This is a genomic window from Stenotrophomonas sp. NPDC077461, from assembly GCF_049545475.1.
GTDB lineage: Bacteria > Pseudomonadota > Gammaproteobacteria > Xanthomonadales > Xanthomonadaceae > Stenotrophomonas > Stenotrophomonas nematodicola.
The window spans coordinates 56,391-82,740 of sequence record NZ_JBMWDO010000001.1; the positions used below are offsets into that span (position 1 = coordinate 56,391).

The following is a 26,350-nucleotide window of genomic DNA, read 5'->3' on the forward strand; positions in this document are numbered from 1 at the left end:
ATGGCTCTTTCCCTCAAGGTGTATCAGCAACGGGCCTTGTCCAGCCTGGCCCAGTTCCTCGAAGACGCCCGGCTGACCGGCCCGGCATCCGCGTTTGAGAAGAACGCGGATGCCGGTCTGGTCACCCAATACAAACCCATGCCTCATCTCGAGGCCTCGCCCTACGTGTGCCTACGCATTCCGACGGGCGGCGGTAAAACGGTCATGGGCGCGCACATCATCCAGGCGGCGGGCGACGCCTACCTCGAGCGCGAGTTCCCGCTGGTCATGTGGATGGTCCCCACCACCCAGATCAAGACCCAGACGCTGGAAGCCTTCAAGAATCCCCGACACCCCTACCGCCAAGAACTGGACGAGGCGTTCGGGGGCAAGGTCGCTGTGTTCGATGTGGAGGACTTCACCCACATCCGCCCCGCTGACTTGGGCACCAAGGTGTGCGTGGTCATTTCGACCATGGCGGCCCTGCGCGTGGAGAACCAGGAAGGCCGCAAGGTTTACGAGCACCACGAAGATCTGGAGCCTCACTTCGCCGGCAGCGTGTCCGACTTGCCCTACTTGGAGCAGAACAAGGCGGGAAAGGCCATCGCGTCCTTCGCCAATCTGCTGAAACTTCACGGCCCGTTGGTCATCACCGACGAAGCCCACAATGCCAACACGCCCCTGTCCTATCAGGTCTACGAGCGGCTTGGTGCCAAGGTCGTGGTGGAGCTCACGGCCACGCCGGAAGCCAGCAAAAGCAATGTGCTGGTGAGCGTCAGCGCGTTTGAGCTCAAAGTTGCCAATATGATTAAGTTCCCAGTCGTGCTCAAGGAGCACGTCGGGCAATGGGAAGTCGCAGTGGGTAGCGCCGTGGCTCGCCGTAACGAGTTGGGCAAGACCGCGCTGGGCGAGCCGGACTATATCCGTCCCATCCTGCTGATTCAGGCTGAGAACGCCAAGGGCACTGCCACGGTCGAGGAGGTCAAGAAGCACCTCATCGACAACGAGAAGGTGCCCGAGAAGGCGATTGCCATCGCCACGGGCGATCAGCGCGAGATCGACGGGGTGGACCTGTTCGCCAAGGACTGCCCCATCGAGGTCATCATTACCAAGCAAGCGCTCAAGGAAGGGTGGGATTGCTCCTTTGCCTACGTCTTCTGCTCGGTGGCCCAGGTCAAGAGCGACAAGGACATCCAGCAGCTGCTGGGGCGCGTTCTGCGCATGCCGTATGCCACCCGCCGCAAGCAGGAGGCCATGAACAAGGCCTACGCGCACGTCACCACTGCGGCGTTCAATCTGGCTGCCGCAGAGCTCACCAAGTCGCTCATCGACATCGGGTTCAACCCTCTGGAGGCCGTGGGGGCGGTGCTGCCGGATCCCACACCTGGGCCCGGCTTGGACTTGCAAGGCGGCAAGGTCAATCCGGTGCCCGTGACGCCCAGGGCCACCATTGCTGTGAGCAAACAGCCTGATCTTACCGGCATCCCTGCTCGGGACCAGGCCAGCGTTGTATTCACTCCGAACGAAGAGGGTAAGGGGGGCTTGGTAGAGATCACGGGCGAGGTTGACGATTCCACGGTGGAAGCCATCACCAAGGTTGTGCCAACCAAGGAGCGCGAGGAGGCCACGGCTACGATCCGGCGGCACCAGATCGCCGCCAAGGCCGTCAAAGCACCCAGCCAGAATGGCTCGGTGTTCAGCGTGCCGCGGCTGGGGGTCATGGAGCAGGGCGAGCTGGAGTTCGTGGAGAGCGGCGCCACGCCGCCGGGCTTCACCTGGGACTTGCTGGCCTATCCCCCGGACCTGACCAGCCTCAAGTTCAACGCGGACAGCAAAACCTTTGAAGTCGATTTGGTGGACGAGAAGGTCAGCTACACGCCGATTGACGACGACGTAAATACCTACCTGCCTGGCTTCGCCAAGGACCGCACTCAAGCGGACTTGGTTGGCTGGCTGGACCAGAAGATCCGCGATCCGGCGGTCAAGCAGCCCGTGCTGCGGGAGTGGTTGCGCCGGTCCATCAGCGGGCTGTCCGAAGATCGGGGCTTCTCGCTATCGCAACTGCTTAATGGCCAGTTCGTGCTCCGACGGAAGCTCGGCGAACAGCTCCAGATCGCCAAGGCAGAAGCACTCAAGGATGGCTTCCAGCAGGCCCTGTTTGGTGCCGACGCAGAGATCGTGGTCAGCGACGAGCCCGATGCCATGTTCACCTATCCGGCGGACATGACCCAGTATCCAGCGCATTCTTACTACCAAGGCGGCACATATCGCTTCCGCAAGCACTACTACCCCTTCGTGGGCGATCTTCAATGGAAGACCGCCGGGGGCAAGGTGGGCGAGGAGTTCCTCTGCGCCCAGGCCATCGATCAGCTGGACGAGGTGCAGTTTTGGGTCCGCAACCTGGTGGACAAGAGCCAGTTCTGGATGCCGACGTCCAAGCAGCGGACCTACCCTGACTTTGTAGCAAAGCTCAAGGACGGTCGCCTGCTGGTCGTCGAATACAAGGGCGGCGACCGATACACGGCGGACTCCGAGAGGGAGAAGCGCATGATCGGTGAGCTTTGGGCCACCAAGAGCAAGGGCAGGGGGATTTACCTCATGGCCCAGCTGAGGGACGAGAAGGGCCACAGCGTGACCGAACAGCTCAGGGACGTAATCAACGGCTAAGGGGGCGAAGCATGCAAGACGCAAACAAGGTGCATAGGATTGTCAGGAAGGCAGCCAGCAGTGGGAAGCTGGACTATGCGCCTCCCGTCGTCTTGAACGAGACCACAAAGAGCAAGCTCCAGGCGCTTGCGTGGTTCATTCCGCATAGCGATCGCACCGAGTTCTCGCTCAAGCTTGAGGGCTTCGTTAAGTCGAAAAATCAGCCCTGGGTTGAGGACAAGGCGAAGACGCTCACATTGACGGAGGCGTCATCTCTGCAGCTTCTGAAATACCTTCAGACCCACCTGCCGGTTGCAGCACAATCAGGAACGGGTGAGTTCATTCTCATCAAGGTCTCCAACGGCGAAGCCAACCTTTCCGAACACGATCCGGAGGAGTTGGTGGGGGCGCTGACCAAGGTGCTTTCTCAACCAGAACTCGTTCAGCATCTATCGACCGCCGAGCTTACACACGAGTTGAGCGCCGCGCTTCGTGGTTCGATTCGCTTAAGTGAGATGCGTTCGGCTGTCGCAGAACTACGCTCAAACCTAGGGCGTGAAGTTGGCGAGCAGGTGTATCAGGCTTGGTGCGAAAAGCATTGCTGGGCGTTCGGGAATGCCTACGTCATGCGGGACGAGGTGCGAAACATTTCATCGGGCGACAGTCTTGACTTGCTGTTGCCAAACGTCATTGCTGGCTACAGAGACATCGTTGAACTGAAGCGGCCCGACAAAGACGTGCTTGTCTATGACTCGGCACATCGGAACTACTACTTCTCCGCTGATGTTTCTAAGGCCATTGGGCAGTGCCATCGATACCTGGACATCTTGCACGAACATGCGAAGCACGGCTTGCTGGACCACAAGGAGGTCGTCGCTTACCACCCGCGAGCAACCATCGTTATTGGGCGGTCGCACGATTGGAGCGACGTGCAGCAGCGTTCGCTGCATGGCTTGAATCGCCGCTTGCACGGAATATCGGTGATGACCTACGACCACCTACTGGCCCAGGGAGAGCGGCTGCTGGAGATGATGTCGCCATCAGTCCCATATCTGGTCAATCCGAGTAGCGATGAAGACGACGACATTCCTTGGTAGGACTTATCGAGACTTGAGGAGTTGATCCCATCGAGTCGTGTAAGCCGGTGACAAGGCCGCCTGGTTCATCGCCCAGACCTGGCGGCGCTGCGCTCCACTACGCACTAGCTCGGCCGACGAGGCGAACGCCATCGACCCGCGGCCAAACTTCGCGTAGGCCCGTTCCATCACTTCCATGAGGGCCTTCGAACGAGGTTGCATCGGCCTGGAGCGCGCGAGGATTTCCCCGCAGGCGCGCTGGGCGGCATGACCATCGTTAGTCTGGCAGAGCGAATGTGAGTTTAGCCCGCCCGTGCCGGCATGGCTTGGAGCGTGGCGTTCAGTTCGTTGCCGAACGCCACGATGAACTTGCTTTGACGGTTATGTTCTTTTCGCAGCGTCTCCAGCACCCAGCGGGCGGGATAGGATCTGTCTCTGAAGGTGAACTCGCCGAACTGCAAGCCATGTTCCTTTACCTGATCTATCTCAAACTTCGTTTGATAGGAAACTTTGATCAAGGATCGATGCTTGGAATGGTTGTTGAGGTCATCGATGTAGACGAAACTTTCGTCCGCAACGAGTTGGCTATAAACCTCTTTCAGTGGGTCAGGAAGGCGTTTGTTCACCTCCGTTCGGGTGATGTCTCGCAAGCGCTGGATACGAGTTTTTTCATCCAAGTCCATTCCTAATGCCCAGTAGGCGAAGTAGGCCAAGTGGTCGGGGAGAGAGTGAAGGTTCTGGACGCAAGCAAATGCATGGGCGTGGGAAAAGCGAAAGTGTTCCCAGGCCCCGGGCTCGTCGTCTTCGTCAAATACGCCCAAAAAAACCAACATGGCCTCATCGCTGGTTCGGCCTTCCATCGGCTTCTTGATGAAATAGTTGGCTTGCCTGTAGTGGTATTCGCTGAAGTAAATGCGCTCATTGAGTGCCTGTAGGCAAGAACGCACCTTCTCTAACTGATCGCGGCCAAAGATTCGTTCGACCTGTCCACGCGTTTCGTCGTTATTCCATCGCTTCCTAACCTGGTTCATCCATTCACCCTAACTAGCTGGTCACACCTCGTAGTTTATGCCGGACACAATGCATCCTGCTTGACCGACCAAGCCGGTTTCCGGATGGGCTTGCTTGCCCTTTGGCCGCCATGCCGCGCCCGCGAACTCTTCCTTGGCGAGCCAAAGTCGGCGGGAGAGTGCTGCGGCCTGGTTTCGCGCGCGAGCGTCAATGCTGTGGGCTAGGGCACCGCTGGTGGCACCACGACATCAAGGAGCGTGAAGTCCAGGCCCAATGGGACGGCGAAGGTTTGGGCAATGACTTTCTGACTCTTGCCCAGCGAGTCGCCAGGAGCTTTGACCTCCACGAAGCGGAGCTGCCGTTCCCTCCACATCGTGATGTCCGGCCAGCCGCGGCGGTATTCGTAGGGGTTAGAGGCGAAAATGGTGGCAATGCGGTGAAGCAAATCAGAGCCGGCAACTTCAAACAGTTCCAATAGCATCCAGCGCTCCAGGCCGGGAAACACATCGAGAACTGACGAGGTGTCGGACGAATGCCCCCACGCCGTTTGCTCTATGTGTGGACCCCGAGACGCCATTTGGTCAAAGTTAGCCGCCACTTGACCGGCGGTTGCGCGGGCCAGATTCGTGAGCAACTCGGCAACGGTGTAGGATCGTCCGTAGGATGGTTCTGCGGCCAGCGTATAGAGCGCCTCGACGTAGCGCGTGCGCTCGTCGTATCCAAGGTTCTGGAACGACATGGCTTTGATGAGGGTCAGCAAAAGGCCGCCTTCGCCGCTGAACCCTCGCCATCCTTGCTGGGCGAAGTGGGACAGGGCCGCCTTTTCGACCGAAAGCGGCTGGCTCATTTGTGGGCACATCCACTGTTTCGGGCCGGGGCCGCATTTCAGGCGGACCTTCTCGTATCCAAACCCCGCCTTTTCGGCATTTCGCTGTCGGACCGTGATCATGTCTCATCTTAGCTCAGGGGTGACGATTGGAAATGCCTATCCCGACCAGCGCTGAAGGTGTGAGCGCCGCCGGGCGACGGTTAGCAGGGGGATTGATCATGAGATTGAAAGAAGTTTTGGCTCGTCGCTGCACTATTCGCCGTATGCCCACCCGTTATCGCCAAATATGAGGAGGTGAATAAGGCATCCGTCCAAGTCGGCACCGCGACGCCGCGGGGCAACTCGACGAGTCTCGAATGCAAGGCAGGCAGCCTGGCGATCGCCCAGCGCTACGGGAGGGGCTCGATGGCCGTTTCGATGACCAGCTAACACGCCTGAATCCAGTCCACCCGACCGCTAGGGGTCTTCTTCTAAAGCTTTTTGACCAAGAGCGTCGAGGCCGGACGCACGCTGATCTGCCGCACGAGGCTGGTTTCGGTGGATGGAAGTTGGCCGAAGGGCGCGTCCTGCGTTGGCCCTGGCTCCGCCGATGGGCTATAACCCTTGCTTGCCCTCAACGGAGTATTTGCCTTGGCCTTGACCACTCTTCAGTCGATCAACGCAGAAATCAAGCACCTCGAAGCCCAAAAGCGGCTGGTTGAGAAGCGCGATGGTGAGGTGCCCAAGGCGATTGCGGTGCTTCAGAAGTATGCGAAGGTTCTCAGCCCCGCCCAGCGTCGCCAGGTTGCCAAGCTCATTGGCGAGGCCATTGACGTCAAGCCGGCGCGTTCCCCGAAACCTTCTGTGGGGCCGCTGAAGGGCCGAAAGCTCGGCAAAGTCGCCCCCAAGTATCGACTCCCGACGGGAGAGACCTGGGCAGGCCGAGGGCTGGCACCCAAGGCTTTCACGGCATGGGCCAAGTCGGCCGAAGGCAAGGCGTGGGCGCAGGCCAACCCTGGGGCCAAGTTCCCGCCCGCCGCTGGCAAGGTGAAGAAGGCCGCGGCTAAGGGAGCTGCGAAGGTGGGCAAGGTCGCCAAGAAGGCAAAGCCGATTCGGAAACCTGCCAAGAAGGCCAAGGCGAAGCCGGCAGCTTAATCCCTGCACAAAGACCCTGCGAATGCCCGTGCCAAGGCGTTGGCCGCTGCACACGTGTTGCTCGAAATGGCCGACGGGACGCTCTTGCAAGGGGAGGCTGGAACGCGACTGCGCACCGAGTTTGGGCTTCACTGGTCCGCCTTGACGTGCGTCCAATACTTGTCAGGGAAGGACGCGGTCGCTGCATTGACCGCCCTTCCGAGCGATGGGAGCGAGCAGGGGCGGACGAAATCGGATCTCCTCCAAGCCGTGGTCATGGCCCTGGCGGTTGTCCGCGAGGCGCGAGGGAGTGGTTGAGGGAAGGTGTCTGCCAGCAAGCTGTCCCTGCGCCTTCAAGAGGTGCGAGCCGGCTCAAACGAGGGTTCGTAGAGCTTGATGAGGTCATACAGGAGCATGCGCAATCCCAGGCGGCAGTCTGGACCACCATCTTCCCACTGCCAGCCGCTTCTGAACCAAGGCCCGGAACGCTTCAGGGGAGGGAGCTGGTCCCGTTCGCTTGTGCCTGCACTGGTTGCATCGGGCATGCGCGGCCACCACATTCCCGGATACGTCTCGGCCCCCATCCTGCTGGGCGACCAGGTGCTCCGCGGTGCATTGAAAGGCTCGAGCCTTGCTGGGCTTCAGCCCGAGCTCTGAAGGAGCTGCGAGCCACATCGGCAGGCCGCAGTAGTAGCAGCGGCCGAACTGGGCATGGAAGGCAGACGTGCGGAGGGATTTGCGGCGTTTGGTCGTCATGGATGGCTCCGGAATCGAAAAAAGATTCCCGCGCCCCCATTGGGTGGACCTCGGGCACCCGGAGCCTATTGGCTATGCGGGCACAACACCGACGCTTCTGCGACCGGCGATTGCTTTTTAGCTCACTCGTGCCCTCGGTGCAAGCGCTTGGGTTGGCCCCTGCAACTCTTGTTGCCCGATCCTCTTGCGGAAATAGATTTATCGAGTATTGGTGAAGCAAGCCCAATCCGGGCCACTTTCCCTTTCCCTAAATCCGAGGAGGATTTTTCATGCGCAAGACCCTTTCTTTTTCTCTGGCCTTGATGGCCGCGTTTTCTGCCGCTTCGGCCTCCGCCGCCGACGTCACCGAAGACTTGATGATTTCTGCGACCGTGAACAACGAGTGCAGCCTGCTCGTGACCCAGCTGGGCGGCGGTGAATACAACGGTTTGGCGTCCGGCACGCAGGGTTATTCCAACGGCGCGTTGCTGGTTCGCTGCAACCAAGGCACCGCCTTCAGCATCGTGCCCGGCGACGGGTTGAACTACGGCGCCGCGATTGCTCGTCCCAATCACCGCGCCGTGTCCGATGGGGCCGGAAACTTCGTCGCCTACGGCCTCTTCAAAGATCCCGGTGCCAGCCAAGTGTGGGGCAGTGGGGCCGATGCTTGGGAGGGCGTGGGAACCGGTGAGCAGCAGATGATCGGCATCGGTTATGCCTTCTACGATTTGAACAAGGTGCCCGGTGGAACCTTCTCCGACACCATCGCCGTAACCCTGACTTATTGATCCTCAACCGTTTCCCTTAAAGCCCCCGGAAATCCTCGGGGGTTTTCTTTTGGGGGTGGGTTGACAACTTTGAATGTTTTGGTTGGATCAAAGGAGGTGATCGGTTTGGAGGAGTGATGTTGAAGCGTTTGTTGGCCGTTTCGTTGTGCTCATTGTTCGCCGTGCCTGCGTGGGCGGGCAACGTGTCGCTATTTCCCACAAGCATCGTGGCCCCGGCTGGAGAAAAGGCAGGGGCGTTGACCTTGGAAAACCATGGGGAAACCCCCGAGCGCTTTCAGGTGACGGTGCTGGACTGGTTCCAAGATCCCAGCGGGCAGGACGTGACCGGCCCCGCCAAGGCGGTGATCGCGGCACCGTCCATTGTCGAAATCCCGCCTGGGTCCCGCCGGGCCGTGCGGTTGGTGCGCACCCAAGGCATCGGCACGCCGGGCTACTACCGCGTGCTGCTGCGCCAGTTGCCCCAGCCGTCCACGGCGGGCCAGGTGCAGTTGTTGATCCACCAGAACCTGCCGGTGGGGTTTGAAGACGCCAAGGCCGGTCCTCCGGTGCTCACGGCCCGCTTCACCGCCGACGGCCTTCTGCTGACCAACACCGGTTCGACCGCCGCGCGCCTGATCGCCGTCGGTCCTCAAGGCATGCCGGCATGGCGCGAAGGGGCGTTGGGATGGGTATTGCCGGGGCAGAGCAAGCACGTGGAGCTCAAGCCTGGTCTCAAGGCGTCCACGCTCTCAATCACGGTCAACGGGGCTCCCGTCGTCGTCCCCGTGAACTGAGGGCGACACGTGCGGCGGGGAAGCGTCCTGGGCCTCGCGCTGGCCCTGTCCATTGGCAGCGCGCACGCGGCCATCCCAGACGGGGTGGAGCCGGTGCTGGCCGCGCCGATCCAGGCCAACGGGCTGCCCGCGAAGGACCCCGTGTTGCTCTGGCAGCAAAGTGGGGCCTGGGTGGCCGAATCCACGACCTGGCAGCAGCTCGGCGTGACCCTTCGCCCGGGCGAGGAGGGCCAGGACCTGACCGACCAAGCCTTGGGCGTGACCGTGGCTTACACCCCCGAGAACGCCACCGTCCAGCTCACCATTCCGGCTGACCGCAAGCCGGCGCAGCAGCTCAGCCAGCACGGCACTCCGGTTTCTCAGGTGTCGCCCGCCATCGGGGGCGTCTTGGTCAACTACAACCTCGCCACCCAGATTGCAGGCGGCCAACAAGCCACGTCCTTGGCACTGGACGCGCGCACCGGAGGGCGTTGGGGCGCGGTCTCCACCACCGGGCAGCTCAACCAATCCCCCAACGGGTTTGGCATGCGCCGCGGCATGACCGCTTGGCAGAAAGACGACCTGCCGCGCCAACGGACTTGGCAAGCCGGCGATGTCTACGCCACGCCCCGCATCGGCCCCGTGGCGCTGGGCGGCATTCGACTCGCGAAGGACCCGGCAGCACTGGATCCGCTCACGCCGACGTGGCCCGTCCCGACCTTGGGGGGCATCGCGTTGGATCCGGGGCAGGTCAAGGTCCTGTCCAACCAGGCCGAAATCACACGCCAAGACGTCAAGGCCGGCCCCTTCACCGTGGACGGTCGAAACGTGGCCCTGGGGGCCAGCCAAACGGATGTAGTGGTGCGTGACGCCTACGGCCGGGAAACTGCCGTTTCCACTGCACGGCTCTACGTGGCCCCAACCCTGCTGCGTCCCGGGCTCTCCGCGTGGGAAATCGCGGCGGGACAAGTCCGCGAAGACGAAAACCGCTACGGCACGGCCGGCGTCAGCGCGTCGTGGGCCAAGGGCGTCAACGACCGCTGGACCATCCGAGCCGGTGGTCAGGTGGACGAGAACGGCAAGGGCAACGTCACCGTGGGTTCCACCTGGGCCCCGGGCACTTGGGGCGTTTTCGATGGCGAGGTGGGCCGCTCAAGCCAAGGTGGAACGCGCTGGGCGGCCAGCTACGACTACCGCGGCCCCAAGCTGGGCGTTCGATTGGAACACGAAGAGAACGAAGGCTTCTGGCGCCTGCAGAGCACCTACGCCACACCCATTGCCTCGCGCACCCAAGCCTCCGTGTTCTACCGCCCGGATCGCCGCTTCACTGTGCGTGGCATCTACAGTGCCATCGACACGGGGCGCTCCAGCCTGGCCTTCGCTTCCTTGGGCGTGAGCGCGAACCTGGGCACTGCAGGCCAGGTGTCCGCCAACGTGCTCCGAGACCTCCAAGGCGACGATCTTCAAGTGTCCGCCAGCTACACCTACCGCTTCGGCAGCAAGGCCAGCGTGGGCGTTCGGGCCCGCCAGGCCCCAGGCCAGGATGCCCTGACCACCCGAGCGACCTACCGCACCGAGGGCGGCCTTCGCTTGGCGGCAGAGCACACCGAGGGCGATCAGGGCAGCACCCGGGCCACGGCGGATGCCATGACGCGTTACGGCGACGCCCGGATCATGGTGGACCACTACGACGGGCAAACCCAGGTGGCGGCCAACTTCTCCGGCGCCGTGTTCCTGGACCACCGCGGCGTGGCCTTCGGGCGACCCGCCTACGCCAGCTTCGCCGTGGTGGATGTGCCGGGCCAGGCGGGCTTGCCGGTGCGGGTCAACGGAGCGCCGGTCGGCCAGACCAACAAGCAAGGCCGCGTGTTGGTGACCGACGTTCCCTCCCTGCTACCCACCACCGTCAGCCTCAAGGACAAGGAGCTGCCGGTGGGCGTGGAGATCGGGGAGACCGAAAAGCAATCCGTGGCGCCCCGCCAAGGCGGTGTGCGGGTGACCTTCCCCGTGCTGACGCAGAACGCCCGGGCCTTCACCCTGACAGGGGCCCGCATCGCGCCGGGCACCCTGGCATCTACGCTGAACGAACAAGCCATGGTGGGCTACGACGGAGCGCTCTACTTGGAGCACCCCGAGCCGGGGATGGCCGTCGAGGTGTCCGGCGTGTGCAAAGCCGTGTTGCCGTCGCCACTGCCGGGCATTGGGGTTGTGGCGGAGGTGAGGTGCGACTAAGCGTCCGGATCCCCTTCGCGGGTGGGCGGACCAGACGATCCCCGTCCTTACCAGCAATCACTTGGAAAACCTTCGACCTCTAGTCTGCGCCATTGCCTAAACGCCGAGGCACGACTACATTCCGTGGAAGGGGGGACGGCCAGACCAGTTGAGAAGGAGCGCCCAATGCCCATCAGGGCTGTGGTGTATGTCAGCGAGGCGTCCGACGCGTTGCGCGGCGATCTGCTTGGCCTCCGGAGCGGCAAGCTCCAGGAGCTGGTCGACGACGCAACTCGTTTTAACCGGGATGCCGGCGTGAGTGGGGTGCTCTTGTTCGACGGGACGCGCTTTCTCCAATACCTGGAAGGCCCCCCGGACGGGTTGGACGTGGCGTTCTCTAGGGTGCTCGGAGCCTCGAGCCATCACGATCTGATCGAGCTGCAAAGAGGGACGATCACGGATCGCCGCTTGCCTTACTGGCCCATGCGCTGGTTGCCAGTGGAAGTCAAGGAGCTGAGCGAGGTCGCGGTGGGCGATTGGGCCGGCTTCAAGGTGCGGGGCGACGGAGAAGCATTGAACGCAACCGCGATCGACCGTTTGATGTTTCTGGTGAGCAGGCGCGCACTGGTGGGGAAGTGAGTTGTTGGCGACCGCCAGGCCGCGCAAGGACTCCGACCTCTACGTGCAGCCCAAGTCTTCGTGGATCGCCGTAACAAGCTGTCGGAAGCGGTAAGGCTTCGGGAGAAATCGAACCTTCTCGGGCAGCGGGGGCAGCTGCGAGCGTTGAAGGCCAGACGCGAGCATGACGCGGGCCTGGGGTTGAGCAACCGCGGCTTCCGCCGCGACCTCCAGCCCGTCGGCGCTGTCCGGCATGTTGAAGTCGGTCACTACCACCGCGAACTTGGCGCTGCCGCGCAGGAGGACGAGGGCCTCGTCCCCGTTGCTGGCGGGAGTGACTTGGAAGCCCTGAGAGGTCAGGGCCTCGACGACGACGCTGCGGAGATCGTCTTCGTCTTCAACAAACAACACGTGGATCGGCATCTCAATGCTCTGGTGCGGGGAAGCAAAGGCTGACGCGGGTTCCCTTCCCAAGCTCGCTCTGGAGCTCGGTGAACCCGCCGGACTGGGCCGTGAAGCCAAACACTTGGCTCAAGCCCAGCCCGCTGCCCCTTCCAATGGGTTTGGTAGTGAAAAACGGTTCAAATACCCTGGCCTGCTGGTCCGCCTCAATCCCTGCACCGTCGTCTCGGACGCTCAAGCAGATGTAAGGGCTTTCACTGGCGTTGGGCAACGTAGGATCGCGGGTTTGCCGCGCAGAGGCCGTGATGAGGATCGTTCCGCCCTTCGGCATGGCATCGCGGCTGTTGCACACCAGGTTAAGGATTGCGGCCTCCAGCTGTGCTTTGTCCAGCGACAAGGTCGGAAGGCCTCGAGAAACCTCGACCGTCAATGCGATCGCGTCGCCGGCAGAGCGGCGCAGCAGCGCTTCGCATTCGGCCATCAAGGCGGCCAAATCGACGGCCTCTGGCACCAGGGTTTGGCCCTTGCCAAAGGTCAGCAACTGCCGAGTCAGAAGGGCCCCGCGCTCAGCGGCTCGCTGCGCCGTGTCAATGAGCTTGGCCACGCCCCCGTCTTTGACCCGCAGGCTGATGAGGTCCAGGCAGTTGGCCACGATCGTCAACAGGTTGTTGAAATCATGGGCCAAGCCCAGCGTGAACTTACCGATGGCCTCCATCTTCTGCGCCTGCAGGAGATCGCGCTGGGCTTGGAGCAGCTGCTCCTGCGCTTCGTGGCGCTCGGTGATGTCGCGGGTGATTTTGGCAAACCCCACCAGTTCCCCGTCTTCCCAGATGGGGTCTATCACCACACTGGCGCGAAAGCGCGTTCCGTCTTGGCGCAACCGCCAGCCTTCGGCGACATAGCGCCCCTCCAAGGCCGCGGTCCGCAGGTTTCGCTCTGGTAGGCCGGCTTGGGCCTCCTCGGGCAGGTAGAAGCGGGAAAAGTTGGTGCCGACCACGTCGGCAGCCTGGTAGCCCTTGATTCGTTGCCCACCCGGGTTCCAGGTCTGGATCACCCCGCTGGGGTCGAGCATGTATAGGGCGTAGTCGGTGACGGAGTTCACCAGCAGGGCAAACTGCCGGCTCTCGTCCCTCAAATCGGTTTTCGCTTTCGCTGGTTGGTTCATAGGTCATCCTCTCGGCAGGGCCACCGAAGGGCGACAGAGTGCGCAGTGTAGAAGAGCGACGGTCGTCATCCTTTTACATTTTCTTCACAAATCGGGCGAGCCCTCGGGCCACACTGTTCAATCGTGGCACAACCACGCAGAGCGCTGGTAGGGAGAAAGTCATGGGATTGGACGGCAAAGCAGTAAGGGTTCTTCTTGTAGAGGACGAACCCACCCTCATGATGGTCTTGGAGCAGGCCATTGCCCAAGTCGGCTACGACGTCTCCAAGACGGCGGAAGACTTGCCCACAGCCTTGGCATGCGCCGAGGAAGCCGCTTTCGATGTGGCGGTGCTGGACGTCAACTTGAACGGGGTCGAGTCTTACCCCGTGGCCGATCGCTTGGTCGAGTTGGGGGTGCCGTTCCTGTTTACGACCGGTCTTGGGGCCAACCGGCTGCCCGAACGCTTCAAAGGCACGCCCTTCCTTGAAAAGCCTTTTCGCCTGAAAGAGATCGCCGCCGCCCTCCAGTCCCTTCGCCAGGAACTGGAGGTTCACTGAGTTTCCGGACCTAGCACCGGTCGGGACCTTCGGGTCCCTTTTTTTATTTCAGCGGGGCGGCGGTCTGCTGGTAGGTGCCCACGGTCTCGCTCACGCCCAGGATGTGGTCCTTCGCGGCCTTCAGCACCTCGTCCCGCGTCGCGCCAGCCTTTAAATCAAGCACGGTGTCCAAGGCCAACAGCTGGAAATGGTAATGGTGCGGTGGATCCTCGACCGGCGGTTTAGGGCCAAAGTAGCCTACCGAGCCTCGGCTGTTGGCCCCCTGCAGCATTCCCTCCGGTTTCAGCAGCCGTGGATCGACGGGCAGGCCCTCCCGCAGTGATTGTGTGGTGGCTGGGATGTTGTAGGCCACCCAGTGAACAAAGGGCTTGACGTTGGCCGCGTCCGGGTCCTCCATGATCAGCGCATAAGACTTGGCACCAGGCACCGGGCTCCACGAAAGAGCGGGCGATGCATCGTCGTGATACGCGCTGAAGCGGGGAGGCAACGCTTGGCCCGAGGAGAACGACGGGGAGCGGAACTGGAACGCGGCGGCGTTGCCGATTCGATCCTTGGCCAACGGGACCCCCGAGCCTTGATTGACTTGGGCCATCAAGGGCCCGCTAGGCACTGCCGCCGCGGGGGAGGCGGACGCTTGGCCCTGGCCGTAAGTCACACGGTAGATGACGCCGTTGGCATCGTCGCCAACCAGCAGGGCCCCCCCCTTGGTCATCGCCAGACCGACGGACCGTGCGATGTGCGCTTGGCCGTTGTCGACCAGGAAGCCGGTCAAGAAGGGCTCAAACCCGACCGGCTCGCCGGCGTCGAAACGAACCCGCACCACCTCGTAGCCCGACGCAGGCTTGCGGTTCCAGGAACCGCGCATCGTCACGAAGGCGTCCCCCCGGTAAGCTGCCGGAAACTGCTGGCCGGTGTAGAACAGCATCTGCATGGGGGCCGCGTGGGCTGTGTAGCCGAGCACCATGGGCTCGCTTGTCGCCGCCCATTGCTGTTTGCTGATCTGCCCTGGCGGTGTGCTCTGGGGATTCACCCCGTCCTTGCCCCAGATGTGGGGCCAACCATACTTCTTTCCTTTCTGAATGCGGTTGAGCTCCTCGGGCTGCTCATCGTTGCCCAAGTAGTCAATGCCGTGATCCATCCCCCACAGCTCCCCCGTTTTGGGGTCCCAAGCAAAGCCGATGGTGTTCCGCAAGCCACTGGCGAAGATGGAACGGCTCTTGCCATCCGGCGAGGACCTCAGCAGCGCCGCATGCTCGGGATTGGTCTCGTTGCACGCGTTACAGGACGAGCCCACGCTGATGTAGAGCATCCCATCGGGGCCAAAGGCCAGCGTGCGGTTGGGGTGCTGACCGCCATCGGGCAGGTCGTTGATGATCCGTCCCTCGGGACCCAACGTGCCGTCCGGGTGTATGGGGGCGCGATACACGTCGTTGGCCGTGGCGACATACAGCTGCCCGTTGGCGATGGCCAGCCCGTGCGCTCCTGGACGTGAGAAGACCACCTTCGGTTCGGCGTCCAAGGCTCCGTCTTCATTGGCATCCTCCAGCAACAGCACGTCGCCTTGATCTCGACGTGAGACATAAATCCGCCCGTCTGGTGCCACGGCGATGATCCGGGGATTCTGAAGGCCTTGCGCAAGGGGACGCACTTGGAAGCCGCTGGGCACCTTCAGGGCCTGAACGCGCTCGGGCGTCGCATCTACCTTGGCGGGTTTGAACGTATGGACGTTGGCTTGGACGTCGGTTCCGTCCCCCTGCTGAGCCAAGGCGAGGGAGGGGGCCAAGAAGACGAGCAAAAGCGCGGAACGGGTCATGAGGATGGCCTGGCGCTGAGGAGCGTTCAGCATCGGGCGGGAGCGGTCAATGGGCTGCGAATGCGTTGCATGCGCGCCGTTCACCACGAAGGCCATCGATCGCCAGGCCCACACATCGCCGGTCTCGGACGCTCCGGCGTTCGCCAAGCCTTCACTCGGGGATCGCTTGATCCGCATCCCAGCCTCGATACGGTAAGGCTTCGCCCGACACGAGAGGAGGACATCCATGGCAGAGCTCAAAGAGAACCTGTTGGACTGGCTGCGCGACGCACACGCGATGGAACAGCAAGCCGAAACCATGCTGAAGGGGCAGGCTTCGCGGATCGAGCACTACCCAGTGCTGAAGGCGCGCATTGAAGAGCACATTCAGGAAACCATTGGCCAGCGCGAACGGCTGGAAGGGTGCATCAAGCGCTTGGGCGGCTCGCCGTCGACCCTCAAGGACGTGATGGGCAAGATGGCAGCCTTCGGTCAGGCCGTCGGCGGCATGACGGCCTCCGACGAGATCGTCAAAGGCGCGATGGCCGGTTACGTCTTCGAGCATTTCGAGATCGCCTCCTACACGGCCCTGATCGCCGCAGCGAAGACGGTGGGCGATACAGAAACGGCCCGGATCTGCGAAGAAATCCTCGTGCAGGAAGAGGCGATGGCCGACTGGCTGGCGGCCCACCTGCCCGAGGTGACCGAGGAGTTCATGGTGCGCGATGCCACCCCGGGCGTCGAAGCCAAAAAGTAACCGCTGCGCCGCGCCGGCCGGGTTCACGCCCGGCCGACGCGGGCGGGCCTACAACGAAAGGCCCTAGGATTGGAGGCGGCTGGCATGCCCAGGCCCATCTGGAGTGGTTCGTTGTCCTTCGGGCTGCTCAACGTTCCTGTGTCCCTCATGTCCGGCGAGCGTCGCATGGATCTGAGCTTTCGCATGTTGGACGCACGAAACAAAAAGCCCATTCGCTACGAGCGGGTCAACGCCGAAACCGGCGAAGAAGTGCCTTGGAAGGACATCGTCAAAGCCTTCGAATACGACAAGGGCAGCTACGTCGTCATAGAGAAAGAAGACATCGCCGCGGCCGCCCCCGAGACGCACGAATCCATCGACGTGGAGGCGTTTGTCGACGCCGAGAGCATCGGGCTGAGGTTCTTCGAAAAACCCTACATTTTGGTGCCCGGCAAGAAGGCCGAAAAAGGCTATGTCCTGCTCCGAGAGACCCTGAAGGAAACCGGCAAGGTGGGCATCGCCAGGGTGGTCATCCGCACGCGCGAATACATTTGCGCGGTGATGCCCGAAGGCGATGCGTTGATCATGATCCTGCTTCGCTACCCGCAGGAGTTGGTGGCTCCGGACGAATACAAACTGCCGCAGGGTGGGGCGTCGGACTACCGGGTTGCGCCCAAAGAGCTCGAAATGGCCAAGCAGCTGATTGAGAGCATGACCTCTGACTGGGAGCCGGACAGCTACCAGGACGAGTTCCGCGAGCGCCTGTCCGACATCATCAAGAAGCGGGTCAAGCAGGCCGGTGCCACGACGACGTTTGAGGAACCGGAGCACCGCGAGGACTCGGCGACCAACGTGGTGGATTTTATGGCCTTGCTCCAAAAGAGCTTGGAGACCAACAAGCGCACCCCGGCGAAGGCAACGCCGGTGAAGACCGCCTCCAAGCCCTCCACCAAAGACAGCAAGCCTGCCAAGAAGGCCGCCGTTAAGAAGGCCCCAGCAAAGAAAGCCGCAAAGAAGTCCCCCGCCAGGAAGGCTCGAAAGAGCGCCTGATCACCCAAGGAGAATCCCATGAGCGACGACAAGAAGAACACCGGCAGCCCGGACCGCGACCGCATCAACGTCAACGAAGACTACGAGCTCCAGTATTGGACCAAGGCGCTGGGCGTGTCCGCCGACGAGCTCCGGGCCGCCGTCAAAGCCGTGGGCCCCACCGCTGCGGCCGTTCGCAAGCACCTGGGCAAGTAACGAGGAGCCGTCATGTCCTTGGTCGAATACCGCCGTAAGCGCCGCTTTGACCAGACCAAGGAGCCCGAACCCGGCAAAGCGCTGCCAAAAGGGCAGCGCGCCATTTTCGTGGTGCAGCTCCACCACGCCAGCCGCCGACACTACGACTTCCGCTTGCAAGTCGGCGACGCCCTGAAGAGTTGGGCGGTGCCGAAGGGGCCCAGCTACGACCCCAAGGTCAAACGAATGGCGGTGGAAGTGGAAGACCATCCCGTCGACTACGCCAGCTTCGAAGGCGAGATCCCCAAGGGGCAATACGGCGGTGGGCACGTGGCCCAGTTTGATCACGGCGTTTGGGCCACCCAAGGAGACCCAGAGGCACAACTTGCCAAGGGTCACCTGCGATTCGAGCTTTTCGGCACCAAGCTCAAAGGCGGCTGGCATTTGGTCCGGTCCGGCAAACCGGCCCGTCAGCCGCAGTGGCTGTTGTTCAAGGACGACGATGCGTATGCGAGCGATCTGGAAGCGGACGATATGCTCGCCGATGTGTCGGCGGCCCCAACGACAGACATCAAGAGAGCCGGCGGCGGTAAAGCCGACAAGAAGAAGCTCAAAGCCCTCCCTGCAAAGCGTGCGCGACGGAAGAACTGGGCCAAGAAGGCGTTGGTCCTCCCCAAAGCGAAAGAGGCGGCTCCGCCTTCCGGCCCCTTCGAGCCCCAGTTGGCCAAGCTGGGGGACGCCCCACCGCAGGGCGACCAATGGGTCCATGAGATCAAGTGGGACGGGTATCGGATCCTGGCAACGGTCGCCGATGGGGCCGTCCGGCTCTGGTCCCGCAACGCGTTGGAGTGGACCGACAAGATCCCCGAGATACGCGACGCCGTGGCGGCGTTGGGCCTTACCTCTGCTGCCTTGGATGGCGAGCTCATCGCCGGATCGGGCACCAAGGAGGACTTCAACCTGCTCCAGGCGACATTGTCCGGGGAGCGGCAAGGCGCGCTGGCCTACGCGCTCTTCGACCTGCTGCACCTCGATGGCGTGGACGTGGCCGCAGCACCTCTGTTGGAGCGCAAGGCGCTCCTGCAGGAGCTGCTGGAGGGCCAAGCCGGCCATTTGGCCTTCAGCTCTCACGTCCAAGGCGACGGCAACGAGGCCTACCGCCTGGCTGGCGAACAGCACTTCGAAGGTATCATTTCCAAGCGCGCCGATCGCGGCTACCACACCGGCCGCAGCGACGACTGGCGCAAGACGAAGCAGCTGGCCAGCGATGAGTTCGCCGTGGTGGGCTATACGGCCCCCAAAGGAAGCCGCAGCGGCTTTGGCTCGCTCCTTCTGGCCAAACCTGATCCCGAACACGGTTGGCTCTACGTGGGCCGGGTGGGCACCGGGTTCTCCGACGCGTTGATCAAGGACGTGAGCAAGAGGATCCAAGGGGGAGGCAAGAAGCCGACGGCCTACGTGCCCACCGAGGACACCGATCTTCGCTCTGCCACGTGGTTCGAGCCGCGCTTCGTGGTGGAGGTGTTCTATCGCGGCATCGGGGGGCAGCAACTGCTGCGCCAAGCCTCCTTGAAAGCCGTGCGGGCCGACAAGGAAGTGAATGATTTGGCGGATTCGGATCGCGCCGCCCCGGCGAAACCGGCCCGTGGCAAACGGGCATCGGCGGCGTCTTCTGCCCGCAAGACCGCCGCAACGCCTCAAGTCGAACGCGTGCCCCCCAAACTGTCCTCCCCGAGCAAGGTCCTTTTCCCCGGCGACGGCTATACGAAGCAAGACGTTTGGGATTACTACTCGGCAGTGATGGATCACCTGCTGCCCGAGGTGATCAACCGGCCCTTGTCGATCATTCGCTGTCCCGCCGGCACTGGCAAGCCTTGCTTCTTCCAAAAGCACCACACCGCCGGGCTGGAGCTGGTGGACTCGGTCAAGCTGAAGGAGGACAGCGGCATCAACGCCCACTACCTCGTAGTGCGCGACGCGGCCAGCTTGCTGGAGCTGGTCCAGTTCAATGCCCTGGAGTTCCATCCGTGGGGAAGCCACGCGGAGGAGCCTGACCGTGCCGACCGGGTGGTATTCGATCTAGACCCCGGCCCAGATGTGCCTTTCGCGGAGGTAAAAAAGGCTGCCACTGATATCCGGAAGCTTCTGGCCCAACTAGAGCTGGAGTCCTTCCTGCGGGTATCCGGAGGCAAGGGCCTTCATGTCGTGGTGCCCTTGAATCCCGGGTGCGACTGGGACCTGACCAAGCGCTTCGCCAAAGGCTTCGCCGACGCGTTGGCGCAGTCCGAACCGCAGCGCTTCCTGGCCACCGCCACCAAAGCCCTTCGAAACAAGCGGATCTTTGTCGACTACCTGCGTAACGGTCGAGGTGCCACCGCAGTGGCGTCGTATTCCCTGCGGGGTAGACCGGGCGCGCCTGTCGCGATGCCTCTGGCGTGGAGCGAGCTGCCAAACCTCAAACGGGCTGACGCGTTCACGATCAAGGACGTGCCGGGCAAGCTGAAACGTCGCCGCAAGGATCCCTGGGAGGGCATCGATGCGTTGAAGCAGAACTTGTCGAAATGGGCCCGAAACGACTAGCCCTATCCCCGCAGTCGTGTCCGAGCGCAGAGAGGCAGACGTGAACCTCGTTGGCAGCTGCCGAGCACGTGATGAGCACGCGGGCTTGATGCCGGCTCCTGTCCAATGAGCGTCATGCAGTGCCATGCTCCCGCTCCGACCCCGGTGACCGTCTGGACCATCGGGCATTCCACTCGATCTTGGGACGAGTTCTTACAACTGCTGTCCGCACAAGGCATCTCGGCGGTCGCGGACGTGCGTCGCTTCCCAGGATCGCGTCGTTACCCTTGGTTTTCGTCCGAGCAGATGGCTGAAACGTTGCCAGCGCACGGCGTGGAGTATCTCTGGATTCCTGAACTGGGCGGGCGACGCAAGGTGCAGCCGGATTCGCCCAATGGCGCGTGGGACAACGCCGCGTTTCAGGGCTACGCAGATCACATGGCGACCGCCGAGTTCGCCGGCGGGCTATCGAAGGTGCTTGCACTGGGGGGCAAACATCGGACCGCGCTGATGTGCGCGGAGGCACCCTGGTGGCGCTGCCACCGACGTCTCATCTCCGACCTGCTGACGCACCGGGGCCATGAGGTGCTGCACATCGTGTCCCACGCCGAACCCAAGCCGCATCCGCTGAACCCGATGGCGCAGGCCGCCGGGCCAGCGCTTGTCTACCCACCGGCTCAGACGGAGCTGTTCTGAACCAACCAGTAGGGCGATCGCGTGTCGCGCTCGCCCGGCGCATTTCCCCCATCGAGCAAGCGAAGATGACCAGTCCAAGCCTACCAACCTCGCAGGACCTGCCTGCCTTCGACGCCATCGTGATCGGCGGAAGCTATGCGGGCATGTCGGCTGCCTTGCAGTTGGCGCGCGCTTGCCGCACGGTGTTGGTGATAGACCACGGGCAGCCCCGCAACCAACGCGCTGGGAAGGCGCACGGGTGTTTGGGGTGGGATGGGGTGAGCCCCGCAGCCATGCTTGAGACCGGTCGCCGGCAGTTGCTCGCCTACGAGCGAGTGCAATGGGCGACCGATGAGGCCACCGACGCCGCCGGTTCACTCGAGGCAGGGTTCCGTGTCGATTGTGCATCCGGCGATTACTACCACGCCCAGCGACTGATACTTGCGCACGGCGTGGAGGATCGGTTGCCCGACGTCCCGGGGCTCGCGGAGCGATGGGGAAAAACCGTCCTCCATTGCCCCTACTGCCACGGCTATGAAATCTGCGGAACAGCCATCGGCGTGCTTATTGCGTCCAGATCCGAAGCGATGGACCAAGTCAGGGCGCTTTCTCAGTGGGGACAGATCACGGCGTTCCACGACGGCGCGCTTTCTGCGTCGGAGGTGGAAGAGCTTTCTCTGCAGCTGAGGGGCATCGGTGCGACCCTGGAGAAGGAGGCCCTGGTTGGCATGACCGGCAAAGCGTCCTTGACTCTCGCAGACGGCAGCTCCCGCGAAGTGGAAGCCTTGTTCGTCCACCCGGAAACCACGTTGGCCTCCGGCTTGGCCAAATGCTTGGGTTGCGCAACCGAGGACGCGGGATGCATCACGACCGATTCGGCCAAGCAATCCACCATCCCAGGGGTGTTCGCGTGCGGCGATGCAGCCCGGTTTGCAGGGAACATCGCCCTGGCGGTGGGGGAGGGAGCCTTGGCGGGCGTGGCCGCACACCGATCTTTGCTTGGCTTGCTCCCCTAACGCAGGCCCCGAAGGGCTCAAGAATGTCTCTATTTCCGTCCAATAGGATCAATCGCTGAACGGCGAGGGCCGCTCTCGATTGACTGAAGCAGCGCTCCGGTCGTGCGCACTTGGACGCTCCCGGTGGATCGCAGCAGCGTCAGCGCGGCGGACCGGCGCTTTGGCAGGCACGCCGTGGCGTCGGAGATGACAACGGTAGAGAACTCCCGCGAGTGTGCGTCGATAGCGGTGGCGTGAATACAGGAATCCAAGGCCATGCCTACAAGCACCAGGGTGCGAACGTCCAGCTTTGCGAGAAGCACGGCCAGCGGGGTCGCCAGGAACGCCGAGTGCTTCGGCTTGAGCACCGTGTAATGATCCGGGCCAGGGAAAAGGAGTCGGGCAATGTCACCGGCCGGACCGCCCTCATGGCGACACACCTCCGCCAGCTGGTGAAAGCCGCACTTCCAGTCGCCAAAGTTGTCGTTGGCATAGATGACGGGCCAGCCCCTTTCGTCAAACGCCGTTCGAATCTGACCGGCTTTTTTCGCGGCCCGGAGGGCCAGCGGTGCGAGTTGCTGCCCATCGGGAAAGTCGAACTTGCTGAACAGGTCGATGATCAGGAGGGCGGGCGTGCGCACCTCAGTCCCCCGTCTGTGAATGCGGCGCTTCCACCGCCTTGGATTGTGGCGAATCCTTCTGCCGCAGGAAGATGGTCAGCACAACCAGCGCCAAGACCGCTAGAAACTCGCTTTGCCAGTTCTGCATGGACTCAAACCAAAAGTCGCTGCTGAACAGGTGATCGGTGAACGATGGAGGCAGCAACCCGTCCAGTCGATTTTCCTGAGACTTGGCCCTCCAACTTCCCACTGCATGGAGCGAGAAGGAGAGGAAGAACAGGAGAAAGAAAACAATGGCCAAAGAGTGGCCGTAGAGGCTCTTCCAGACGCCCCCCTTGCGCACCGGCCAAGGGACCGGCCCTGATTCTACACGGGGCTCTTCTTCTGCTGGGTCGAGGGGGCGCGACTCAGCAGAGCCGGCTTGACGCAGCCGGACGGTGAGCAGCACATACATGCCCATCTGGAGGAACTCGCTTTCCCAGTTCTCAAACGTGGCACTGCTGAAGTGCCCGCTGGCCAAGTAGTCCCAGAAGCCAATGGCCGCCACGCCGTGCTGGGCCAGTTCCTCGTTATGGACCTGCCATCCGGTCAGCGCTTGAGCCACCAGGAAGACAGCCATCAGCGCGAACAACACGATCGACAGGCCATTGCGACGCCACATGTTGTTGCCCTCCCGTAAGAAAGCGGGCCCGCAGGCCCGCTCCGACGTTACTTTTTGCTGGCAGCGCTCTGATTGCCGCCTTGCTCGGCCAGCATGGTCAGCTTTTCGTCCGTCGCCTTTTCCTCCTCCAACGTCTCCAGAAGGTAGGGCAAGGCGTCCTTGTAGCCCAGCTGTTTGGCCAACGCCGCGATGGTGCCGTAGGAGGCGATCTCGTAGTGCTCCACCTTTTGGGCACCGCCAATCAGGGCGGCGTCGCGCACCGGGCCCTTCTCAATGGAATCGATCACTTCCTTGCCTTCCTCCACCAAGCCTTCCATCGCTGCGCATTTGATGCGCTTCAGGCGGATCCCCAGCACCTCCACGACCTGATCGATGCGTTCGATCTGCCCTTGGGTCTCTTCCAAGTGGGTCTCGAAGGCGGCGGCCAGGTCCGGGTTCTCCGCAGCGCGGGCCAGGCGGGGCAGGGCCTTGGTCAGCTGCTTTTCAGCGCTGTAAATGTCAGAGAGCTCGTGCACAAACAGTTCTTCAGCGGTCTTGATAGCCATGTGGGCATCCGAGTTAGGGGGAGCCATTACCATGCCCCGCTGGTCGGCGACGATGCGTGAAGGACCGGTGCAATCAAGGTTATGACACGCGCGTAGCGGAGGAAACGGAGAAATCTGCACCATCAGACGTGCCCAGAAAGGGAAGCGGTCAGGGCCGGAGCCCTGCGCCCTGTCAATGAGGAACTCCCCGGGCCGGTCGCCGACATGGGAGTTATGATGAACGTCCCTCCCACGGCGTGGTCCCATGCGCTTGAGCAAACTGGACATCGCCATCGGCCACTTGGAAGCCGCGTGCGTGCTTTATCTGGCGCGACTTCACCCCGCCACCGTCGTGCTTCTGGCCGGGACGGCAGAGGACATGCTCCGCGCGCTGCCCCCGGCCAACGACACCCCCACCATTGGCGAGCACATGCTCCAGGTGGCTAGGCAGATGAGCGCTCGCCAAGATCTGATCTACCGTGACATCAAAGAGGACATGGTGGGGCTGCGGAATGCAGTGAAACACGCGACTCGAGAGGGCGAGCACCACGTGGATCTGTTCCCCGTCGACGAGCACCGCTACCTCTTGGGCGCGTTGCTGAATGCGTTTCGCTGCGGCGCTCACTTCTCTGCGGCGATGACAGAAGCGTATGTGCGGATCGCCGATGCCGAAGGATGAATAGCCTTGCGAAGCGAGTGAGCGCAGTTAGACCTTGGACTGTCGAACCCTAAGGGTCTTCGCTTTCGCCCCGAGGACCGCAACGATCGTCCGGGCGGCGTAGCGCAGTTTCAAGGCCATTCTTGCTGCGGGGCAAGCGCAGTGTTGGATCTTCACGTGTGGCTCAACTGGCGCTCGGCAAGATTCCCGCATGGATACCCCCGACGTTCCTGAAAGTGGCTTGACCATCAAGCTTTATCGCGAGAAGGGCAGTTGCACGCTTCGATTGGAGGATCTTCCTAGCAATCCTCCGAGCGACGACGAACTTCTTTGGGTGGATCTATGCGGGGCTCCCAATCAGCAAGCCGAACAGGTGTGGCGCGCGCTGAGGTTGAATCCCGCATCCCTGCCGAGCAGTCCCATCGCCACCAATCCCCGGCTTGAAAAGTTCGCCGACCATTTCATGGCGCGTGTAGTGGCAGTGTTGCGTGGGAAGGGGCTGAAGTTCCAAGGCGCGGTGTTGACCGTCGTGGCTGGGGCGAACTTTGTGGTGACCCACCACGACGAAGACATTGCCTTCTTGGCCGATCTGCGGGAGCGGGAACCCGAGAGCGCCCGCGACATCGGCTGCTTGGGCGAGGCGAGCTTCGTGGCCGCATTGTTGGATTGGCATCTTTCCACGTATTTCTCCGCCGTCGCGCTGTTTGAGGTGGAGATCGAACGGTTGGAGAGTCGGATCTTGTCTGATCAGCCCCCTGGGCGCTCGGCCCTGCCCGAGCTCGCCGCGCTCCGAGCCGCGGCCTCTCGGCTCCGACGGATGCTGGCACCGCACCGAACTGTCTTCGACGGCCTCTCGCGGCCGGACTTCGTGCCTGACGGGGCCGAAGAGGTGGCGCGGCACTTGCGCGATCTGGACGACAGGTTTGAGCGAGCGTTGGACGTGGTTGAGAACGCCCGAGAGCTCGTTGTTGGCAGCTTCCAGCTCTTCAGCACCCAGACCGAGCTCCAAACCAACGAACGCATGAAGCTGCTGACCTTCGTGACGGTGGTGACCGGCTTGCTGGCCGTCATCGCGGGCGCGTTGGGCATGAACTTCGATGCCAACTTCTTCGGCATGAAGACCGAAGGCTTCTGGATTGCGGTGGGCATCATGGCGGGGTTGGGCGCGACCTCAATTTTCGTCGGGCGAAAGCGCGGGTGGCTGTAATCCTGCCCCGGTCCGTGGCAGATAGGGTTTCTGCGAGGCACAGGCGGAAACCTGCCTGAATCCGCTGCGTGTCGTCCCTGGTCCCAGCTTCAGGTAATGGATCGGAGGCTGCCCCGTCAGAAAGTTGGCGTTCTCCTGAGGGATTCAGACTGGCTTTCGATCTTCATGTCTGCCATGAAGTAGTCTGGGATGGATGGTGAAGCGCAGGTTAGAAAACGATGCAAGGGGGAGTGAGGAGTGCTCAGTATGATTCGCTTTGCAGCGCGCTCGATGGGATTCATGGAAGGCAGGAGCTGACGGAGTTCGCCTCGGATTGGGGCCTCCACCGCACTCCCAGCGGGGACAGCGCCGTGGAGCTATGGAAAGGCGCGGCGATGGGGGCCGGCGTTGAGATCTTGTTGCTTCCGCCCGTGTCCGCTTCCAGCGACTGGGCCATCTCGACGCTGGTCACGGTCGGAGGCCGGGTCGAACATGTCAGGCGACGCGCGTTTCGGATCTGATGAGAGCGGCTGCTCAAGGCCTACGACGGCCTTTCTTGGTGCGGCAAATACTGGGTCAGCAGGGAGGCGGTGCGTCGGTTCGTCGACGTCGACGCCAAGCCAGGATCTGTCCCGCCACGGCCGTGAGCAGCAGCAGGGCATTGGTCACCACAAACAACGTTGACCCCAAAAGTGCACTGTAGACGGTGAAAAGGGTGGACGCGGTCATCTGACCGACGAACAGCCACTTGGAGACCGTTTCGGGGTGGGGAGACTGCCACTGTTTGATCATTTGCCGGACCAGCGTGGCTATCAACACGGCGGTTGCAGTCCAGCCAAGAACATCAGGATGCATG

At 62.4% G+C, this 26,350-nt stretch carries 27 protein-coding genes; 16 read left to right on the forward strand and 11 right to left on the reverse strand.

Features of this window, described 5'->3' with window-relative positions; translation table 11 throughout:
* Positions 1 to 2,646 (forward strand): DEAD/DEAH box helicase, encoded by a 2,646-nt coding sequence (locus tag ACPEH8_RS00270; protein WP_423665715.1) that lies wholly within the window; start codon positions 1 to 3, stop codon positions 2,644 to 2,646.
* A gap of 11 nt (positions 2,647 to 2,657) precedes the next feature.
* On the forward strand, positions 2,658 to 3,722 hold the full coding sequence (locus ACPEH8_RS00275) for a Shedu anti-phage system protein SduA domain-containing protein (RefSeq protein ID WP_423665717.1): 1,065 nt from the start codon (positions 2,658 to 2,660) through the stop codon (positions 3,720 to 3,722).
* Positions 3,723 to 3,725: 3 nt separating this feature from the next.
* On the opposite strand, the gene ACPEH8_RS00280 is transcribed toward ACPEH8_RS00275, so the two are convergent.
* From ACPEH8_RS00280 to ACPEH8_RS00290, 3 genes are all read right to left on the reverse strand, one after another.
* Positions 3,726 to 3,923: a DUF4113 domain-containing protein gene (locus ACPEH8_RS00280; protein WP_423665719.1), complete on the reverse strand. Its 198-nt coding sequence runs from the start codon at positions 3,921 to 3,923 to the stop codon at positions 3,726 to 3,728.
* Between the two features lie 80 nt (positions 3,924 to 4,003).
* The gene (locus tag ACPEH8_RS00285) at positions 4,004 to 4,732 is read right to left on the reverse strand and encodes a hypothetical protein (RefSeq protein WP_423665721.1); all 729 of its coding nucleotides are present in this window, start codon (positions 4,730 to 4,732) and stop codon (positions 4,004 to 4,006) included.
* Between the two features lie 200 nt (positions 4,733 to 4,932).
* Positions 4,933 to 5,661, reverse strand: a complete 729-nt coding sequence (locus tag ACPEH8_RS00290) for a VRR-NUC domain-containing protein (protein ID WP_024957526.1) — start codon at positions 5,659 to 5,661, stop codon at positions 4,933 to 4,935.
* A 510-nt stretch (positions 5,662 to 6,171) separates the two neighbouring features.
* Between ACPEH8_RS00290 and ACPEH8_RS00295 the strand changes: the two genes are divergently transcribed.
* Positions 6,172 to 6,675, forward strand: a complete 504-nt coding sequence (locus ACPEH8_RS00295) for an H-NS family nucleoid-associated regulatory protein (protein ID WP_024957527.1) — start codon at positions 6,172 to 6,174, stop codon at positions 6,673 to 6,675.
* A gap of 381 nt (positions 6,676 to 7,056) precedes the next feature.
* Here ACPEH8_RS00295 and ACPEH8_RS00300 read toward each other — a convergent pair whose 3' ends face one another.
* A complete protein-coding gene (locus tag ACPEH8_RS00300) occupies positions 7,057 to 7,410 on the reverse strand; it encodes an HNH endonuclease (protein ID WP_076738368.1) in 354 nt (117 codons plus the stop codon).
* Between the two features lie 269 nt (positions 7,411 to 7,679).
* On the opposite strand from ACPEH8_RS00300, the gene ACPEH8_RS00305 reads away from it, so the two are divergent.
* From ACPEH8_RS00305 to ACPEH8_RS00320, 4 genes are all read left to right on the forward strand, one after another.
* Positions 7,680 to 8,177 (forward strand): Csu type fimbrial protein, encoded by a 498-nt coding sequence (locus tag ACPEH8_RS00305; RefSeq protein ID WP_077684466.1) that lies wholly within the window; start codon positions 7,680 to 7,682, stop codon positions 8,175 to 8,177.
* Between the two features lie 116 nt (positions 8,178 to 8,293).
* Positions 8,294 to 8,950: a fimbrial biogenesis chaperone gene (locus ACPEH8_RS00310; RefSeq protein WP_423665723.1), complete on the forward strand. Its 657-nt coding sequence runs from the start codon at positions 8,294 to 8,296 to the stop codon at positions 8,948 to 8,950.
* Between the two features lie 9 nt (positions 8,951 to 8,959).
* The gene (locus ACPEH8_RS00315; protein ID WP_423665725.1) at positions 8,960 to 11,161 is read left to right on the forward strand and encodes a fimbria/pilus outer membrane usher protein; all 2,202 of its coding nucleotides are present in this window, start codon (positions 8,960 to 8,962) and stop codon (positions 11,159 to 11,161) included.
* A gap of 165 nt (positions 11,162 to 11,326) precedes the next feature.
* Entirely contained in the window at positions 11,327 to 11,779 is a 453-nt protein-coding gene (locus ACPEH8_RS00320) for a BLUF domain-containing protein (protein ID WP_100437276.1), read from the forward strand.
* A 39-nt stretch (positions 11,780 to 11,818) separates the two neighbouring features.
* Here the strand turns inward: ACPEH8_RS00320 and ACPEH8_RS00325 are convergent, their stop codons facing one another.
* Together ACPEH8_RS00325 and ACPEH8_RS00330 are read right to left on the reverse strand one after the other, a co-directional pair.
* Positions 11,819 to 12,181 carry a response regulator gene (locus tag ACPEH8_RS00325; RefSeq protein ID WP_049433813.1) on the reverse strand — a complete coding sequence of 121 codons (363 nt, stop codon included), beginning with the start codon at positions 12,179 to 12,181 and terminating at the stop codon, positions 11,819 to 11,821.
* 1 nt (position 12,182) lies between these two features.
* Complete coding sequence (locus ACPEH8_RS00330; RefSeq protein WP_423665727.1) at positions 12,183 to 13,325, reverse strand: two-component system sensor histidine kinase NtrB; 1,143 nt, start codon at positions 13,323 to 13,325, stop codon at positions 12,183 to 12,185.
* 161 nt (positions 13,326 to 13,486) lie between these two features.
* Here ACPEH8_RS00330 and ACPEH8_RS00335 point away from each other — a divergent pair, with 161 nt between their 5' ends.
* Positions 13,487 to 13,864, forward strand: a complete 378-nt coding sequence (locus ACPEH8_RS00335; protein WP_064968318.1) for a response regulator — start codon at positions 13,487 to 13,489, stop codon at positions 13,862 to 13,864.
* 43 nt (positions 13,865 to 13,907) lie between these two features.
* Here ACPEH8_RS00335 and ACPEH8_RS00340 read toward each other — a convergent pair whose 3' ends face one another.
* Positions 13,908 to 15,905: a YbhB/YbcL family Raf kinase inhibitor-like protein gene (locus tag ACPEH8_RS00340; RefSeq protein WP_423665729.1), complete on the reverse strand. Its 1,998-nt coding sequence runs from the start codon at positions 15,903 to 15,905 to the stop codon at positions 13,908 to 13,910.
* Here ACPEH8_RS00340 and ACPEH8_RS00345 point away from each other — a divergent pair.
* The 6 genes from ACPEH8_RS00345 to ACPEH8_RS00370 all read left to right on the forward strand — a co-directional run bounded on the left by ACPEH8_RS00345 (position 15,904) and on the right by ACPEH8_RS00370 (position 21,866).
* Positions 15,904 to 16,413 (forward strand): ferritin-like domain-containing protein, encoded by a 510-nt coding sequence (locus tag ACPEH8_RS00345; RefSeq protein WP_111007977.1) that lies wholly within the window; start codon positions 15,904 to 15,906, stop codon positions 16,411 to 16,413. The two genes, ACPEH8_RS00340 and ACPEH8_RS00345, sit on opposite strands and share 2 nt — an antisense overlap.
* An 84-nt stretch (positions 16,414 to 16,497) precedes the next feature.
* Complete coding sequence (locus ACPEH8_RS00350) at positions 16,498 to 17,442, forward strand: Ku protein (RefSeq protein WP_111007976.1); 945 nt, start codon at positions 16,498 to 16,500, stop codon at positions 17,440 to 17,442.
* An 18-nt stretch (positions 17,443 to 17,460) separates the two neighbouring features.
* Positions 17,461 to 17,637, forward strand: coding sequence for a DUF3606 domain-containing protein (locus ACPEH8_RS00355; RefSeq protein WP_008266817.1), 177 nt, complete (start codon positions 17,461 to 17,463; stop codon positions 17,635 to 17,637).
* A gap of 12 nt (positions 17,638 to 17,649) precedes the next feature.
* On the forward strand, positions 17,650 to 20,196 hold the full coding sequence (ligD, locus tag ACPEH8_RS00360) for a DNA ligase D (RefSeq protein WP_423665731.1): 2,547 nt from the start codon (positions 17,650 to 17,652) through the stop codon (positions 20,194 to 20,196).
* 105 nt (positions 20,197 to 20,301) lie between these two features.
* Entirely contained in the window at positions 20,302 to 20,871 is a 570-nt protein-coding gene (locus tag ACPEH8_RS00365) for a DUF488 family protein (protein ID WP_423665733.1), read from the forward strand.
* A 65-nt stretch (positions 20,872 to 20,936) separates the two neighbouring features.
* Positions 20,937 to 21,866 (forward strand): NAD(P)/FAD-dependent oxidoreductase, encoded by a 930-nt coding sequence (locus tag ACPEH8_RS00370; RefSeq protein ID WP_423665735.1) that lies wholly within the window; start codon positions 20,937 to 20,939, stop codon positions 21,864 to 21,866.
* A 29-nt stretch (positions 21,867 to 21,895) separates the two neighbouring features.
* Here the strand turns inward: ACPEH8_RS00370 and ACPEH8_RS00375 are convergent, their stop codons facing one another.
* The 3 genes from ACPEH8_RS00375 to ACPEH8_RS00385 are packed head-to-tail and all read right to left on the reverse strand — an operon-like array spanning position 21,896 to position 23,671.
* The gene (locus ACPEH8_RS00375) at positions 21,896 to 22,486 is read right to left on the reverse strand and encodes a cysteine hydrolase family protein (RefSeq protein ID WP_040008426.1); all 591 of its coding nucleotides are present in this window, start codon (positions 22,484 to 22,486) and stop codon (positions 21,896 to 21,898) included.
* A 1-nt stretch (position 22,487) separates the two neighbouring features.
* Positions 22,488 to 23,126, reverse strand: coding sequence for a DUF6766 family protein (locus tag ACPEH8_RS00380; protein WP_423665737.1), 639 nt, complete (start codon positions 23,124 to 23,126; stop codon positions 22,488 to 22,490).
* 47 nt (positions 23,127 to 23,173) lie between these two features.
* Positions 23,174 to 23,671, reverse strand: coding sequence for a ferritin-like domain-containing protein (locus ACPEH8_RS00385; protein ID WP_185695104.1), 498 nt, complete (start codon positions 23,669 to 23,671; stop codon positions 23,174 to 23,176).
* Between the two features lie 250 nt (positions 23,672 to 23,921).
* Here ACPEH8_RS00385 and ACPEH8_RS00390 point away from each other — a divergent pair, with 250 nt between their 5' ends.
* Together ACPEH8_RS00390 and ACPEH8_RS00395 are read left to right on the forward strand one after the other, a co-directional pair.
* Positions 23,922 to 24,329 (forward strand): hypothetical protein, encoded by a 408-nt coding sequence (locus ACPEH8_RS00390; RefSeq protein WP_164089620.1) that lies wholly within the window; start codon positions 23,922 to 23,924, stop codon positions 24,327 to 24,329.
* A 190-nt stretch (positions 24,330 to 24,519) separates the two neighbouring features.
* Positions 24,520 to 25,515, forward strand: coding sequence for a magnesium transporter CorA family protein (locus ACPEH8_RS00395; protein ID WP_008265322.1), 996 nt, complete (start codon positions 24,520 to 24,522; stop codon positions 25,513 to 25,515).
* 555 nt (positions 25,516 to 26,070) lie between these two features.
* Here the strand turns inward: ACPEH8_RS00395 and ACPEH8_RS00400 are convergent.
* The gene (locus ACPEH8_RS00400) at positions 26,071 to 26,349 is read right to left on the reverse strand and encodes a hypothetical protein (protein ID WP_423665739.1); all 279 of its coding nucleotides are present in this window, start codon (positions 26,347 to 26,349) and stop codon (positions 26,071 to 26,073) included.
* Between the last annotated feature and the right edge of the window lies 1 nt (position 26,350).